Below are 15,740 nucleotides of genomic sequence, written 5' to 3'. Positions count from 1 at the left end.
GGGGGATATCCGCTGACGTCCTCTCCTGACCGGAGGATCCGATGGTTCGACACCTGGCGGCCCTGCTGTGCGCGGCCACCGCACTTCTCGCTCCGCTCACCACACCGTCGGCCGCGGCGGCGTCCGCGCACGCCGCCGCGGCTCCGGACGCCGGTGGCCGGAGGCCGACCGGCGGGCCCCCGCTCGCGATCAGGGGCGCCGACGTGTCGAGCCTCGCCAAGTCCGAGGCGCTCGGCGGGGTCTACCGCTACGCGAACGGGCGGTGGGGCGACGCGCTGGCGATCCTGCGGCGCGGCGGGCTGAACTACATCAGGCTCAAGGTGTGGGTGGACCCCGCCGACGGCTACAACAGCAGGAGCCAGGTGCTGGCGGTCGCGAAGCGGGCCAAGGCGCTCGGCATGGGCCTGCTGGTCGACTTCCACTACTCCGACTCCTGGGCCGATCCCGGCAAGCAGAACAAGCCGGCCGCTTGGGCGTCGCTGTCGTTCGACGAGCTGAAGCAGGCGCTCTACGACCACACCTACGACGTGCTGAGCGCGCTCAAGGCGCAGGGCACGACAGCCGACATGGTGCAGGTGGGAAACGAGCTCAACGGCGGCCTGCTGTGGCCCGACGGCCGCTGGGACAACTGGCCGCAGCTCGCCGCCCTGCTCAACGCCGGCTACGACGCGGTCAAGGCGGTCTCCGGCGGCACCAAGGTCGTGCTGCATCTGGCGAACGGCGGCGACAACGGCCTCTACCGGTGGTGGTTCGACAACGCCACGGCGAACGGCGTCCGCTACGACGTGATCGGGCTGTCGTACTACCCCTACTGGCACGGCACGCTCGCCGCGTTCCAGGCCAACCTGAACGACGTCGCCGCCCGGTACGGCAAGCCGGTCGTGGTGGCCGAGACGGCCTACCCGTTCACCACCGGCGACGACGACGGCTGGGAGAACATCGTCACCTCCACCGAGCCGTACCCCGGTTATCCGGCCACTCCCGCCGGCCAGGCGGCGTTCGCCCGCGACCTGATGAACATCGTGAGGGCGGTGCCCGGCGGGCGCGGGCTGGGAGCCTTCTGGTGGGAGGCCACCTGGACCGGGGTGAAGGGCAACGGCTGGGATCCCGCCGACCCGGCGTCGGGCAACGCCTGGGAGAACCAGGCCCTGTTCGGCTTCGACGACCGGGCGCTGCCCGCGCTGCGGGAGTTCGCCCGCCGGTAGCTGGTCTCCCTCCTCGCGGCGACGACCTGACCACGCCGCGGGGAGGGCCCGGGGGATTCGGGGTTCGGGGGTTCGGGGCGTCCATCAGATCCTCTCCTGACCGGAGGAACCATGAGAAAGATCCTGGCGGCGCTGGTCGCGTGCGCCGCCGCGGTGCTCCCCGCCGCACAACCGGCGCACGCCGCCACCACACTGACCATGCTCGGAGCCGACGTCTCCTCCGTGCAGCGCTCCCTCGACCTGGGCGCGAACTACTACGACGCGAGCGGTAACCAGAGGGATCCGCTGGACATCCTCAAAGGGATCGGCGTCAACTACGTCCGGCTGCGCATCTGGAACAACCCGGCCAGCGGCTACAACAACAAGGCCAAGGTCCTGCAGTACGCCAAGACGGTCAAGGCCAAGGGCCTGAAGCTGCTGGTGGACTTCCACTACTCCGACACCTGGGCCGATCCCGGCAAGCAGTACAAGCCCGCCGCCTGGGCGAGCCACGGCATCGGCCAGCTGCAGACCGACGTCTACGACTACACCTACGACGTGTGCTCCAGCCTCAAGGCGCAGGGCACCACCCCGGACAGCGTGCAGATCGGCAACGAGATCAACGTCGGCATGCTGTGGAACGACGGCAAGGTCGTCAACAACGACTTCACCAACCTGAGCCTGCTGCTCAAGGCCGGCTACAACGCGACCAAGGCGTGCAACTCCGGCACGCAGGTGATCATCCACACCGCGGACGCGGACAGCGACGCCCACGCCCGCTGGTTCTACGACGGCATCCGCGCCAAGGGCGTGTCGTGGGACATCACCGGCTTGTCGTACTACTGCATGTGGCACGGCACGCTGTCCAACCTCTACAACGTGATCTCGGACGTGCGGTCCCGCTACGGCAAGCCGGTCGTCATCGCCGAGACGGCCTACCCGTTCACGGCCGACAACGCCGACTGGGAGGGCAACTCGGTCACGTCGGGATGCGCGGGTTACGGCCTCACCTGGCAGGGGCAGGGCGCCGAGTTCGCGGCGGTGCAGAACACCGCCCGCAACGCGGGCGCCATCGGCGTCTTCTACTGGGAGCCGACCTGGTACGCGGTGCCCGGCAACGGCTGGGACCCGGCGAACATCAACGGCACCGGCGACGGCTGGGACAACATGGCGATCTTCAACTGGACCGGCCATCTGAACCCCAATGTCAGGTGGACCCCGTAGCCCACTGATGCCGAGCGGGCCGTCTCAGGTGCACTCCTCGGACGGCCCGCCCCCGGCGCACAGACCGGGGCGCCTTCAATCGAACAGCTCGTCGGCCGATGTGACGACGGCGGCCTTGCGGACCCAGTCGATCAACTGGTCCGGGTCCTCGCACCGACGGATGCGCTCGCGGGCATCGTCGGAGATCACCAGGCCTCGGGCGTCCAGCACGGAGAAGATCGACTTGACCTCCCCTCTCACCTCGCCTTTGTCCAGCCAGTGAGAGAAGTACTTCTCTCCGAGGTAGTCGAAGTCCTGAATGGTGGTCACCATCTCCTCCAGACGCTTGACCGTCACAGCACGTAGCGAGCTGATCACGTAGCTCAAATATACTCTGGCCCGATCCTGATCCAATGTCGCCAGCCCCGCCAGCATCGCCTCCAGCACCGGCTCGTCGTCGGCCTCGTCGGGGTGTGCCACGGCCGACAGCACCGCGAGTTCCGGGCAGGCGCGGGCCTGGTCGGGGTCGGTGATCAGCGGCATGCGGCTGGGATCGATCGCCAGCGGCGTGACGGCGCCGTTCGGGCCCAGCCGGATCGTCCTCTCGCACCACCGGGCCATCGACCGGTCCGGGCAGATGACCAGCAACGCGGCGTCGCACTTGTGCTGCGACCGCAGTGTCGTGACGTAGACCGGCCAGCTGAACCGCTTGCCGGAATCTCTGCGGAGTTGCACCTCCACGATGACGGCCATCAGCGCCGATCCGGTCTCGTCCCGTAGCACCACGACCGAGTCGGCGCGGAACTCGATCGGCGCCTGGGTGCAGTCGACCGCCTCCAGGCGGGCGGCGGTGTGCGGCGGGATGTCGTCTCCGGTCACGCATCGCAGCAGCTCCAGTGCGGTCTCCGGCCGGTTGCGGATGAGTTCCAGCGGCATCTCGTGATCGAAGCCAGGCATGGCCGGGACATTACTGACCGCTGTCAGTCAATTACTCTGAGTTCGGGAAAGTGACGGTGATTGGCGGCCATTGAGGGGCGTGGGCCGGCTCAGGACTCGGGGATGGCTTCCCATTCGCGGCAGAGGCTGAGTGGGTGGTGCTGGTAGATGACGCCCACGGCGGGGCGGGACCAGCCGAGCGCGACGGCGTCGGGATCTGTCTGCGGCACCGGCTCGCCGAGATCGGCGGCGGTGACGGGCTGGCCGCCCGGGCCGCAGACACACTCCGGGGTGCCCTCGTGGTCGATCACGTCGTCGAGCGGCATCACGTGTACGAACCTGTCCATGTCACCTACCTAGACGGGGGATTGCGGTCACGTTACCCCAACTAGACACAAACGGGAATAACTTGGACAAATCCGGAGCAGGCCTAACCCATTGACCTTTGTTGGGATGGACGGCAAACTAACTCCACAATCGCCGGATGAGCCGATGGAGTGCCGCAATGCCGTACCGTCCCCCATTGATCGCGCGCGAGTTCTTCGTGGCGGATCCTCCAGAGCTTCCGGTGCGCGAGCCGGGCGAGGAGGGCCTGTCCGCGCTGACCAGCGCGGAGGTGGTGGCCTCCGACGGGCAGGGCGTGACGCTCAAGGGCTCCACCTCGGCGGAGGAGACGCTCGTCGTGCAGATCACGGTCGCGGGTGAGGGGGTGATCCGGGTGCGCCTGTCGGAGGATCCCGACGCGCGCACCCGATCCTCCCGCGCGATCTCGATGGTCACCCCCGGCGAGTACGGCGAGGCCGTCGTGGAGGCGAGCCACAGCCGCGTGGTGGTCGACGCCGGGTCGCTGCGTGCCGAGGTGCGGCTGAACCCCTGGAACCTGCGCTTCACCGACCGGGCCGGCCGGACGCTGGTGGAGCAGGACCCGGGCCACCCCGACATCAGCGGCCGCCTGCGCACGCTGCCCTTCGGCCGCTCCACGGCGGAAGGCGCTCCCGTCGCCTACCACGACACGTTCGTGGCCCCGGCGGACGAGGCGTTCGGCGGCTTCGGCGAGTCGTTCACGCCGCTCGACAAGCGCGGCCAGCGCCCGCTCATGTGGAACTTCGACGCGTTCGGCGCCGAGTCGCAGCGCGCGTACAAGAACGTGCCCTTCTACCTGTCCAGCAGGGGGTACGGCATCTGCGTCGACAGCGGCACGCCGGTCGAGTTCGACATGTGCCAGTCCACGCACAGCGCGGTGCAGATCATCGTGCCCGACGACCTCATCGACTACTACGTGATCGCGGGCCCGACCCCCGCCGAGGTCCTCGACCGGTTCGACGGGCTGACCTGCCGTCCGCAGCTGCCCCCGAAGTGGGCGTTCGGCACCTGGATCTCCTCGGGCTTCTTCCGGGACAGCCAGGAGCGCGTGCTGGAGCGCGCCAGGAAGATCAGGGAGCGGGGCATCCCCTGCGACGTGCTCCATCTCGACTGCTACTGGCAGGCGGACGGGCACTGGTCGGATCTCCAGTGGGACCCCGAGACGTTCCCCGACCCGGTGGGCATGCTCGCCACGCTCAAGGAGCAGGGTTTCAAGGTCTGCCTCTGGATGAACTCCTACATCTCGCACCTCAGCCCGGCCTTCGCCGAGGCGGCGGAGAAGGGCTACTTCCTCAAGCGGCCCGACGGCGAGACGTACGTCGCCGACACCTGGCACGGCTCCTACCCCGCCTGCGGCATCGTCGACTTCACCAACCCCGAGGCCGTGGAGTGGTTCAAGGGACTGTTGCGCGACCGCCTGCGCGAGGGCGTGTCGGCGTTCAAGACCGACTTCGCCGAGGGCGTCCCCGCCGACGCCGTGGCCTTCAACGGCATGACCGGCACCGAGCTGCACAACGTCTACACGCTGCTGTTCAACGACATCGTCGCCGAGGTGACCCGCGAGGTGCACGGGCACGAGCTGGTCTGGGCCCGCTCGTCCTACCTCGGCGGCCAGCGCCACTCGGCCCAGTGGAGCGGCGACGTCGACACCACCTACTCCGCGATGGGCAGCACGATCAGGGGCGGGCTGTCGCACGGCCTGTCCGGCATCCCCTTCTGGAGCCACGACGCGGGCGGGTTCACCGGCACGCCCAGCCCGGACCTCTACATCCGCTGGTCGCAGTTCGCCGCGCTGTCCCCGCTCGTACGGTTCCACGGCACGACCACCCGGGAGCCCTGGGAGTTCCCCCCGCACGCCGAGCAGGCCGCCGTCGAGGCGCTGCGGCTGCGCTACCGGCTCATGCCGTACATCTACTCGGCGGCCGTCACCGCGGCCGAGACGGGCGCGCCGATGCTGCGCGCGCTGTGCGTCGACTACCCGGACGACCCGGTGGCCTGGCAGGCGGACCTGGAGTACCTTCTCGGCACCGACCTGCTCGTCGCCCCGATGACCTCCGCCGACGGCACCCGGAAGGTCTACCTGCCCTCGGGGGTGTGGGTGGACTACTGGACGGGTGAGGCCGTCGACGGCGGGCGGTACGTCACGGTGTCGCCGCCGCTCGACCAGATCCCCCTGTTCGTACGGCACGGCTCGCTGATCCCGGTCACCGAGCCGGGCGACACGGTGGCCGACGACCCCCGGGTCTCGCTGCTCGCCTTCGGCCTGCCGGAGCGCGAGAGCCGTACGACGATCAGGGACCTGGACGGGGACACGACGGTCACGGCGGTGCGCGACGGCGACAGGCTGGTCGTCACCGCCGAGGGCCCCAAGCAGATCGACGGCGTCGAGTTCGTCGGCCCCGGCGCCCCGGTCGTCATCAACTAGACAAACCCCCTGGAGAACGACCATGTTCAGAGTAGGCAGGAGCGCGGCGGTGGCGGCACTGGCCGCGGCCGCACTGGCGCTCAGCGCGTGCGGCGGATCCTCTGACGATTCCGATAGCGGCAGCGGCGGTTCCGCGGAGAGCAAGACCCTCACCCTCTGGCACTACGAGACCGGCAACAGCGCCATGGGCACCGCCTGGGCCCAGGCGATGAAGGAGTTCGAGGCGAGCCACCCCGGCGTCAAGGTGAAGTTCGAGGAGAAGGGCTTCGAGCAGATCCAGAAGACGGCGTCCATGGTCCTCAACTCCGATGAGGCGCCCGACATCATGGAGTACAACAAGGGCAACGCGACGGCCGGTCAGCTGTCCAAGCAGGGCCTGCTCACCGACCTGACCGAGCAGGCGACCAAGCGCGGCTGGGACAAGCTGCTCAGCCCGTCGCTGCAGACCACCGCGAAGTACGACGAGCGGGGCATCATGGGCTCGGGCAAGTGGTTCGGCGTGCCGAACTACGGCGAGTACGTGATGGTCTACTACAACAAGGACATGTTCGATAAGGCGGGCGTGAAGGTGCCCACCACGTTCGACGAGTTCACCGCCGCGCTCGACGCGTTCGCGAAGAAGGGCACCACCCCGATCGCGATGGCGGGCGCCGAGTACCCCGCCCAGCAGCTGTTCTACCTGCTCGCGCTGAACAAGGCCAACCGCGCCTGGATCGACTCCTTCGAGCTCTACAAGGGCAAGGTCGACTTCCACGGTCCCGAGTTCACCTACGCGGCCCAGACCTTCTCCGACTGGGTGAAGAAGGGCTACATCAGCAAGGACTCGGCCGGCATGAAGGCCGAGGACATGGGCGTGGCGTTCATCGGCGGCAAGTTCCCGATCATGGTGTCGGGCAGCTGGTGGTTCGGCCGCATGGCGGAGGAGATCAAGGACTTCAAGTGGGGCTCGTTCCTGTGGCCCGGCCAGTTCGCCCCGGGCTCCAGCGGCAACCTGTGGGTCGTGCCCGAGAAGTCGAAGAACAAGGACCTCGCCTACGACTTCATCGACATCACGATGAAGAAGGAGATCCAGAACCTGCTCGGCAACTCGGGCGGCGTCCCGGTCGCGGCCGACCCGTCGGCGATCACCGACGCGCAGAACAAGGAGCTCATCGAGAACTTCAACAAGCTCTCGACGCAGGACGGCCTGGCCTTCTACCCTGACTGGCCGGCTCCCGGCTACTACGACGTGCTCGTCGCCGGCATCCAGGAACTGATCAACGGCAGCAAGAAGCCCGAGGAGGTCCTGGACGAGATCGCCCAGCCGTACAACGACAACCTGGCCGACATCGGCAACTAGGGTCGCGGGCGGGTCCCGCGATCAGGGACCCGCTATTCCCTCCGACCCCGGCGGCGGGGCTGCCTGACCGGCCCCCGCCGCCGGTCCCCTTCCGGAAAGGTCTGCACATGGCACCACCCGGCGCGGGCGCGGCCCGCCCGCGCGGGAGGGGCGGCTACTGGCTCTACCTGGTTCCGAGCCTGGTGCTGTTCCTCGCGATCATCGTCGTGCCGTTCCTGATGAACGTGGCGACGAGCTTCACCCGCTGGTCCGGCGTCGGCACCCCGACCTGGATCGGGCTCGACAACTACACCAAGCTGTTCAAGGACGAGCGTTTCTGGGCGTCCTTCGAGCACAACGTCGCACTGATCATCGCGATGGCCGTGGTGCCGACGATCATCGGCCTGGTGCTCGCCGCCGCGCTGTTCGACTACATCGCCAAGCGGTTCGGCGGGCGTACGGCCTCGGCCCTGCGCGCGGCGTTCTACCTGCCGCAGGTGCTGCCGGTCGCGGTGGCCGGCGTGGTCTGGGGCTGGATGCTCCACCCGTCGTACGGCGCCGTGAACCAGATCTTCGGGATCAAGGTCAACTGGCTGGGCGACCCCGACATCGCGCTGGCGACGGTCATGGCGATCATGGTGTGGTTCCAGCTCGGCTACCCGGTCGTCATCTTCATGGCCGGGCTCCAGCGGGTCGACCCCTCCCTGTACGAGGCGGCCGAGATCGACGGCGCCTCGTGGTGGCGCAGGTTCTGGCACATCACGATCCCGCAGATCCGGCCGGAGATCTTCGTGGTGCTGCTGACCTGCACGATCGCGGCGCTCAAGGTGTTCGGGCCGATCTTCGTGCTCACCAGGGGAGGACCCGGCTCGGCGACCATGGTGCCGTCGTACTTCTCCTACCTGAACTTCTTCCAGAAGGTCAACGTCGGGTACGGCTCGGCGATCGCGACCGTGCTCGCCCTGATCATCGTCGTGGTGACCTTCCTCTTCCTGCGGGTGCAGGAGCGGGACCAGGAGAGTGACTCGTGAACGCCGATCGCACCTTCCGCCAGCCGGGACGGTGGGCCGTGCTCGCGGCACTGGCCGTGCTCGCGGTCGTGATGCTCTTCCCGTTCGTCATCGTCACGCTCAACGCGTTCAAGTCCCCGGCCGAATACTCCTCGGGCGGCCCGCTGAGCCTGCCCCACGGGCTCTACCTCGACGGGATCGTCTCCTTCTGGGATCGCGTCGACTTCGGCCTGAAGCTCTGGAACAGCCTCCTGATCAGCGGCGTCGTCGCGGTCGCCGCGGTGGTGCTGTCGGTGCTCAACGCGTACGCGCTGGGCATCGGCAAGGTCCGCGGCCGGCTGTGGATCCTCGTGCTGTTCCTGGTCGCCAACACGCTGCCGCAGGAGGCGCTGGTCTACCCGCTCTACTACCTGTCCAAGGAGGTGGGGCTGTACGACTCGAAGCTCGCCGTCATCCTGATCTTCACGGTCATCCAGGCGGCCTTCGGGACCTACCTGCTCTCGTCGGTGCTCGGGCAGTTCCCCCGGGGGATCCTGGAGGCGGCCGAGATCGACGGCGCGAGCAGGCGGCGGATGCTGTGGGGCATCGTCGTGCCCATCAGCCGCCCGACCCTCTCGGTGCTGCTCATCTTCTTCTTCATCTGGACGTGGAACGAGTTCTTCCTGCCGATGGTGTTCCTGATCTCCAACGACAACCAGACCGTGCCGGTCGCCCTGGGCGTCCTGCAGGGCGAGAAGATGATGGACGCCACCATGTCCAGCGCGTCCGCGCTGCTCGGCATCATCCCCGCCGTGGCCTTCTTCCTGATCTTCCAGCGCACGCTGACCCGTGGCATCACGGTCGGCGCCATCAAGTAACACCCCCAAGTAACGCGTCACTACCTGACCTGGAGGCGCAATGTCCCATCGCCGTTCGGCGATGCTGTCCGCGTCGGCCGCCCTGGCTCTGGCACTGAGCCTGGGCGCCGGCTCCGCGAGGGCGGCCGACGACTATCCGTTCCGGAACCCGTCGCTGCCGCTCGCCCAGCGCATCGACGACCTGCTCGGCCGGCTCACGCTGGACGAGAAGGTCTCGATGCTGCACCAGTACGCCCCCGCGATCGACCGTCTCGGCATCAAGATGTTCAAGACGGGCACCGAGGCGCTGCACGGCGTCGCCTGGTCGACCGACTACACCAACAACGGCGCCGTGGTCACCGCCAAGGGCACCGTCTTCCCCCAGGCGGTGGGCCTGGCCAGCACCTGGGACCCGGCCCTGATCAAGCGGGTCGGCTCCGCCGTCGGCGACGAGGCCCGCGGCTACCACGCAGAGAACCCCACCGTGTGGGGGCTCAACCTGTGGGCGCCTGTGGTCAACCTGCTGCGCGACCCCCGCTGGGGACGCAACGAGGAGGGCTACTCGGAGGACCCGACGCTGACCGGCGCCATCTCCACCGCGTACGGCTCGGGCCTTGAGGGCGACGACCCCGACCACCTGAAGACGGCGCCCACGCTGAAGCACTACCTGGCCAACAACAACGAGGTCAACCGCGACACCACGTCGTCGGAGCTGCCGCCGCGGGTCAAGCACGAGTACGACGAGGCGGCCTTCAAGCCGGCCATCGCGGCCGACGCGGCGACCGGCGTGATGGCGTCGTACAACCTCGTCAACGGCCGGCCGAACACGGTCAACCCCGACCTGGACGACGTGGTCCGCTCCTGGACGAAGCGGACGCTGTTCAACGTCTCCGACGCCTGGGCGCCGAACAACCTGGTGCAGACCGAGAAGTACTACGCCACCCAGCCCGAGGCCGCCGCCGCGCTGATCAAGGCGGGCCTCGACAGCTTCACCGTGGACGACACCAACGGCGGCCCGACGGTCGCGTCCGTCAAGGAGGCGCTGTCGAAGGGGCTGCTCACGCAGGCGGACGTCGACGACGCGGTGCGGCACCAGCTCAGCGTCCGGTTCCGGCTCGGCGAGTTCGACCCCGACGGCGGGCCGTACGCGAAGATCACCAAGGACGTGGTCAACAGCCCGGCGAACCAGAAGCTGGCCCGTGAGACCGCGGCCAAGGCGATGGTGCTGCTGAAGAACTCCGGCGGCGCGCTGCCGCTGAAGCCCGGCAAGAAGGTCGCCGTCGTCGGCCCGCTGGCGAACGTGCTCTACACCGACTGGTATTCGGGCAGCCTGCCCTACAAGGTGACCCCGCTCGACGGGATCAAGGAGCGGGCAGGGTCGGTGGCCTCCTCCGAGGGCGTCGACCGCATCGCGCTGAAGGACGTCGCCACCGGCAGGTACCTCAGCGCGCCCGCGGCCGGCGGCGACCTCAAGGAGAGCGCCACCTCGGCCGGCGCCACCGAGCAGTTCGACGCGTTCGACTGGGGCCAGGGCGTGCTGACGCTGCGCAGCGTGGCCAACGGCAAGTACGTCAGCCGGGCCAACTGGGCGACGCTGGCCAACACCGCCGACCAGCCGTCCGGCTGGTTCGTCCAGGAGCAGTTCAAGCTCGAACGGCAGTCCGACGGCACGTCCCTGCTGCGGTACGCCGGCTACGAGACGGCCGAGAGCTGGTTCGGGCAAAACACCTACGTCAAGGCGGCGGCCGACGGCACGCTCAGCCTCACCACGGCCGACCAGGCCACGCACTACGCCACGGAGGTCGTCTCCAGCGGCGTCGACGACGCCGTCGCCAAGGCCAAGGCCGCCGACGTCGCGGTCGTCGTGGTCGGCAGCATGCCGTTCATCAACGGCCGAGAGGCCCACGACCGCACCGACATGAACCTCGCCGAGGGCCAGGAGGCGCTGGTCAAGGCCGTGAAGGCGGCCAACCCGAACACGGTGGTCGTGCTGGAGAACAGCTACCCGACGACGATCGGCTGGGAGCAGGACAACGTCCCGGCCATCCTGTGGACCACCCACGCGGGCGCCGAGACCGGGCACGCCCTCGCCGACGTGCTGTACGGCGACGTCAACCCGGCGGGGCGGCTCACGCAGACCTGGTACCGCTCGGCCGACGAGCTGCCCGGCATCCTCGACTACGACATCGTCAAGAAGGACCGGACCTACCTGTACTACCAGGGCAGGCCGCTCTACCCGTTCGGGTACGGCCTGTCGTACACGTCGTTCTCCTACCAGGGCCTCAAGGCGGTGCAGAAGGGCGACGCGTACGAGGTCTCGGTCAAGGTGACCAACACCGGCTCCCGGGCCGGCGACGAGGTCGTGCAGCTCTACACACACCAGCAGCGCTCCCGGGTGAAGCAGCCGGTCAAGCAGCTTCGCGCGTTCCAGCGGGTGACGCTGGCGCCGGGACAGACCAAGACGGTCGCCTTCGGCGTGGACAAGAGCGACCTGGCGCTGTGGGACGTCACGCGCAACAAGTGGACCGTCGAGAACGCGACCCACGACGTGCTCGTGGGATCGTCCTCGGCGAACATCCGCCAGCGGGCGACGATCGACGTCAGGGGCGAGAACATCCCGCACCGCGACCTGTCGGCGACCACCCGGGCGGTCGACTTCGACGACTACTCGGGCATCCACCTGGTCGACGAGACCAAGGTGCGCGGCGACGCGGTGGCGGGCGCGAACGGCGGCTGGATCGCCTTCAAGGACGTCCGGCTCCGCAAGCCCCGCACGGTGACGGCCGGAGTGGCCTCCACGGGCGGCGGGACCGTCGAGGTGCGCCTCGGCTCGCCGACCGGCGCGAAGGTGGCCACGATCCCGGTCGCCGCGACCGGCGGGATCTACAACTGGGCCACCGCGACCGCTCCCGTGTCCGGCGCGAACGGCGTGAAGGACGTCTATCTGGTCTTCACCGGCGACGTCCGGATCAAGGACCTCGCACTGAGCTGAGGCTCCCCGGAGGACGACGGACGCCCCGCGCGTGCTGCGCGGGGCGTTCCGCCTGTGCGGGCGACGAGTGGGGCGGGCAGGCTGATCGCTTTCCGGGCGTGATGATCGGGGGCGCTTTCTGGGCGTGACGATCGAGACCGGAGGGCGGCGCGTTGTGCCGGGTGGTGAGGCCGGTTCCGCGCGCGGCGGGCGTATCGATCACGCTTTCGCTATTCTCCCCGATATGGCCGAATCGCTGAGGGGGACGCTGGCCTCGCGATACCACCTGCTGCGCCCACTGGGCTCAGGCGGCATGGGCACGGTGTGGCTGGCCAGGGACTCCGTGCTCGACCGCGAGGTGGCGATCAAGGAACTCCGCCTCCCGGAGGGACTCGGCGAGCGCGAGCGGGCCGAGCTGGTCGCCAGGGTCATGCGCGAGGCAGAGGTCACCGCGCGCGTCCGGCATCCCGGGATCGTCGCCCTCCACGACGTGCTCCTCCAGGACGGCAGGCCGTGGATCGTCATGGAACTGCTGCACGGCCACGATCTCGCCCGGCAGATCGCCGCGTACGGGCCGCTGCCGTACCGGCAGGTGGCGGACCTCGGCGCCCGCCTCCTCGACGCGCTTGCGGCCACGCACGCGCAGGGCGTGCAGCACCGGGACGTCAAGCCGGGCAACGTCTTCCTCTCCGCCGACGGACGGGTGATCCTCACCGACTTCGGCATCGCCCGCCCGGCCGACCAGGCGTCGATCACCGAGGCCGGCCTAATGGTCGGCTCGCCGGGATTCATCGCGCCGGAACGGCTCGCGGGCGAGCCCGGCGGCCCGGCCGCCGACCTGTGGTCGCTCGCCGCCACCCTCTACACGGCCGTCGAGGGCGTCACCCCCCACCAGGGGTCGCATGCCGAAGTGATCCGGGCGACCCTCACCCAGGCTCCCCGTCCTCCGGTGCTCGCGGGGCCGCTCGGACCGCTGTTGACGTGGATGCTGGCGCGCGATCCGGCCGCCCGGCCGGATGCGGCGACCGCGCTCACGCTGCTGCGGCAGGTGGCCGACGGCGGCACCCCGGACGTGGATCCCCGGCGCGGCCTCCGGATCGAGCCGCCGAAGCGGCGTCCCCGCCGGTGGTACGCGGCCGGGGCCGCCGCCGTGGCAGGCGTCTCGGTCGCCGTGGCGGCGGTCGTGTTCTCCCTCAGGACGGACGAACCGCCCCACGACCCGGTGCACCGGGTCTCGCCCACCTTCGACGGCGCAGTGGACCTGTGCCGGTCGCTGCCGGCCGAGGAGGTGCGGCGGATCCTGGGCGCTTCGGCGCAGACCCGGCCGGGGAAGGCGAGCTGCCAGTGGACCGTGAAGGGCCGCGGCGTCGAGCTGAGCGCCGAGACCGACTCCGACACCCCTGAGCCGTGGGCGCTCGACACCGCCTCGGCGCAGACGCTGATGGAAGGGCTGCGCAGGCAGTACGCGTCGGGGCCGCGCGACGCGAGCTGGCTCTGGTACGAGATCGGTCTCGACCGGAGGACCCCGGCCATCGAGACGGCCGGGCGGGAGACGCCGAATGTGGCCGACGAGGCGTTCGCCGTCGACCTCACCACGCCGGAGGGCAGGGCCCAGGCCGTCTACGTGTACTTCAGGCTCGGCGACCTCGTCGCCCGGCTCCGGTACGCCGATCTCGGCGTGAGTTCTCCAGCGGCCCTGCGGGACCGGGCGGTCGCGGCGGCGGCGTCGGCGGCCGAGGGCCTGAGGGGGCTGGCCTAGCCGTGGACCTGCTCGCCGGGCGGTACCGCCTCGCCGAACCGCTCGGCGAGGGCGGAGGTGGCACGGTCTGGCGCGCCCACGACGAGCTGCTGCGCCGGGAGGTGGCGATCAAGCAGCTGCACGTCCCGCCGGGCCTGGACGACCGGCAGCGCGCCGACTTCCTCGGCAGGGCCGTGGAGGAGGCCCGGGCGGCCGGGCGGCTCACCCACCCGTCCATCGTGACGGTCCACGACGTCGTCGGGCACGCCGGGCAGCCGTGGATCGTCATGGACCTGGTGCCGGGCCGCTCGCTTGACAAGATCATCCGGGAGGACGGGCCGCTCGCCTCGGAGCGCGTGGCCGAGATCGGGCTGGCCGTGCTCGACGCGCTGGAGGCGGCCCACGCCCGGGGCGTCCTGCACCGCGACGTCAAACCGGCCAACGTCCTCATCGGGCCGGACGGCCGCGCGCTGCTCACCGATTTCGGGATCGCGGCGCCGCTGGGCGGCGCCGGGCACTCCTGGCAGAGCTCGGCGGGCTCGCCCAACTACATGGCCCCCGAACGGTTCCGCGACGAGCCGGACGGCCCGCCCTCCGACCTGTGGTCCCTCGGGGCCACGCTCTACACCGCCGTCGAGGGGGAGCCGCCCTTCCACCGCAGCATGGCCGCCGCGCTCGTCGCCGCCGTCCTGCTCCACGAGCCCCGGCCCATGACCCGGGCCTCGCGGGTGCTCACGTGGATCGTGCTCGCCCTGCTCGACAAGGATCCGGCGCGGCGTCCGCCGCCCGAGGTCGTACGGCAGGCCCTGCGGGCCGCCGCCGCGCCGCCCGCCGCCGCTCCCGCCGACCGGCCCGCCAGAACGTGGCGCTTGGCCGCCGTGGCGGCCCTGGTCGTCGTGGTCGGTCTGGCGGCGGGCCTGGGCGCCTGGCTTCTCGTGTCCGGGAAACAGGGCGGCTCGGGGCGGTTCGCCGCCGTCCCCGACGCCTGCCGCAGCCTGACCCAGGCGCAGATCCGTGACCTCCTCGGCGCCACGCCGCGCGGGGAACCCGCCGCCGAGGGGCGATGCGAGTGGAAGGAGCACACCACCGGCCACGACGGGACGATCACGGTCGGATACCGGTTGCCGGCCGCGGGGGAGGGGGAGACCGCGGCCTCCCGCGACCTCGCGGCGGAGCGGGCCGCGCGGGGCGCGGCCGCACGCGACCGGCCCGGGATCGCCGACGAGGCCTTCACCTGTGACTCCGCCGACCCCGCCGCCGGGACCACCGGTGCCTCGGTCTGGTTCCGCCTCAGCAATCTCATCGTCGAGGTCGCCTACCGGCGCGCCGGTGACCCCTCGGTCACCCCGGCCGACCGGCGCACGGCCGAGCGCGCCGCCGAACTCGTCGGCATCGGGCTCGGGTGACCTCCCGCTCTGCATCTGTAGGAGACCCCCATGACCAGCGGTGACGACGCCCCCGTCGAGCCCGGCGAGACGCCTCCCCGGGACGAGGGCCCCCGGCAGGGCATGCCGCCGTACCCGCCGCAGGGGCACCCCAGCCCGGGTGTGCCGCCCTACCCGCCCCCGTACGGCCCGCCGCCCGGTCCCCAGCAAGGTCCCCAGCAAGGTCCACAGTTCGGTCCGCAGCCCGGTTCGCAGCCCTCCGCCGCCCAGTCCGGGCCCCCGCTCGGGCCCCCGCCCGGGGCGCCTTCGGCTCAGCCGCCTCAGCCGGGGGCGTATCCCGGTCCCCAGCCGGGCCCGTATCCCGGTCCGCA

11 protein-coding genes are annotated in these 15,740 nt (G+C 70.2%); 9 read left to right on the top strand and 2 right to left on the bottom strand.

What is annotated here, in order from left to right:
* Nucleotides 1-41 precede the first annotated feature (41 nt).
* Entirely contained in the window at nucleotides 42-1,205 is a 1,164-nt protein-coding gene (locus ABZ860_RS17735; protein ID WP_357221077.1) for an arabinogalactan endo-1,4-beta-galactosidase, read from the top strand.
* A gap of 111 nt (nucleotides 1,206-1,316) precedes the next feature.
* The gene (locus ABZ860_RS17730; protein WP_357221075.1) at nucleotides 1,317-2,408 is read left to right on the top strand and encodes a glycosyl hydrolase 53 family protein; all 1,092 of its coding nucleotides are present in this window, start codon (nucleotides 1,317-1,319) and stop codon (nucleotides 2,406-2,408) included.
* A gap of 75 nt (nucleotides 2,409-2,483) precedes the next feature.
* Here the strand turns inward: ABZ860_RS17730 and ABZ860_RS17725 are convergent, their stop codons facing one another.
* A complete protein-coding gene (locus ABZ860_RS17725; protein WP_357221072.1) occupies nucleotides 2,484-3,344 on the bottom strand; it encodes a hypothetical protein in 861 nt (286 codons plus the stop codon).
* Nucleotides 3,345-3,433: 89 nt separating this feature from the next.
* Complete coding sequence (locus ABZ860_RS17720; protein ID WP_357221069.1) at nucleotides 3,434-3,670, bottom strand: hypothetical protein; 237 nt, start codon at nucleotides 3,668-3,670, stop codon at nucleotides 3,434-3,436.
* Nucleotides 3,671-3,828: 158 nt separating this feature from the next.
* On the opposite strand from ABZ860_RS17720, the gene ABZ860_RS17715 reads away from it, so the two are divergent.
* From ABZ860_RS17715 to ABZ860_RS17685, 7 genes are all read left to right on the top strand, one after another.
* Nucleotides 3,829-6,111 carry a TIM-barrel domain-containing protein gene (locus ABZ860_RS17715; RefSeq protein ID WP_357221065.1) on the top strand — a complete coding sequence of 761 codons (2,283 nt, stop codon included), beginning with the start codon at nucleotides 3,829-3,831 and terminating at the stop codon, nucleotides 6,109-6,111.
* Nucleotides 6,112-6,133: 22 nt separating this feature from the next.
* Nucleotides 6,134-7,450: a sugar ABC transporter substrate-binding protein gene (locus ABZ860_RS17710; protein ID WP_357221062.1), complete on the top strand. Its 1,317-nt coding sequence runs from the start codon at nucleotides 6,134-6,136 to the stop codon at nucleotides 7,448-7,450.
* A 107-nt stretch (nucleotides 7,451-7,557) separates the two neighbouring features.
* A complete protein-coding gene (locus ABZ860_RS17705) occupies nucleotides 7,558-8,460 on the top strand; it encodes a sugar ABC transporter permease (RefSeq protein ID WP_357221058.1) in 903 nt (300 codons plus the stop codon).
* Nucleotides 8,457-9,296, top strand: coding sequence for a carbohydrate ABC transporter permease (locus ABZ860_RS17700; protein WP_357221055.1), 840 nt, complete (start codon nucleotides 8,457-8,459; stop codon nucleotides 9,294-9,296). The genes ABZ860_RS17705 and ABZ860_RS17700 overlap by 4 nt, the downstream gene beginning before the upstream one ends.
* A 40-nt stretch (nucleotides 9,297-9,336) precedes the next feature.
* Nucleotides 9,337-12,267 (top strand): glycoside hydrolase family 3 C-terminal domain-containing protein, encoded by a 2,931-nt coding sequence (locus tag ABZ860_RS17695; protein ID WP_357221052.1) that lies wholly within the window; start codon nucleotides 9,337-9,339, stop codon nucleotides 12,265-12,267.
* Between the two features lie 223 nt (nucleotides 12,268-12,490).
* The gene (locus ABZ860_RS17690) at nucleotides 12,491-14,005 is read left to right on the top strand and encodes a serine/threonine-protein kinase (protein WP_357221049.1); all 1,515 of its coding nucleotides are present in this window, start codon (nucleotides 12,491-12,493) and stop codon (nucleotides 14,003-14,005) included.
* A gap of 2 nt (nucleotides 14,006-14,007) precedes the next feature.
* Entirely contained in the window at nucleotides 14,008-15,390 is a 1,383-nt protein-coding gene (locus ABZ860_RS17685) for a serine/threonine-protein kinase (protein WP_357221046.1), read from the top strand.
* Nucleotides 15,391-15,740: the final 350 nt, after the last annotated feature.

It is taken from the genome of Microbispora sp. NPDC046973 (assembly GCF_040644495.1).
GTDB lineage: Bacteria > Actinomycetota > Actinomycetes > Streptosporangiales > Streptosporangiaceae > Microbispora.
This window is presented reverse-complemented; position numbering and strand designations above follow the sequence as displayed.

Excerpts from the sequence above, each read along its gene's own strand:
- ABZ860_RS17730 (WP_357221075.1), top strand. The coding sequence starts at position 1,317 with ATGAGAAAGATCCTGGCGGCGCTGGTCGCGTGCGCCGCCGCGGTGCTC.
- ABZ860_RS17690 (WP_357221049.1), top strand. The coding sequence starts at position 12,491 with ATGGCCGAATCGCTGAGGGGGACGCTGGCCTCGCGATACCACCTGCTG.
- ABZ860_RS17695 (WP_357221052.1), top strand. The coding sequence starts at position 9,337 with ATGTCCCATCGCCGTTCGGCGATGCTGTCCGCGTCGGCCGCCCTGGCT.
- ABZ860_RS17710 (WP_357221062.1), top strand. The coding sequence starts at position 6,134 with ATGTTCAGAGTAGGCAGGAGCGCGGCGGTGGCGGCACTGGCCGCGGCC.
- ABZ860_RS17725 (WP_357221072.1), bottom strand. The coding sequence starts at position 3,344 with ATGCCTGGCTTCGATCACGAGATGCCGCTGGAACTCATCCGCAACCGG.
- ABZ860_RS17720 (WP_357221069.1), bottom strand. The coding sequence starts at position 3,670 with ATGGACAGGTTCGTACACGTGATGCCGCTCGACGACGTGATCGACCAC.
- ABZ860_RS17705 (WP_357221058.1), top strand. The coding sequence starts at position 7,558 with ATGGCACCACCCGGCGCGGGCGCGGCCCGCCCGCGCGGGAGGGGCGGC.
- ABZ860_RS17735 (WP_357221077.1), top strand. The coding sequence starts at position 42 with ATGGTTCGACACCTGGCGGCCCTGCTGTGCGCGGCCACCGCACTTCTC.
- ABZ860_RS17715 (WP_357221065.1), top strand. The coding sequence starts at position 3,829 with ATGCCGTACCGTCCCCCATTGATCGCGCGCGAGTTCTTCGTGGCGGAT.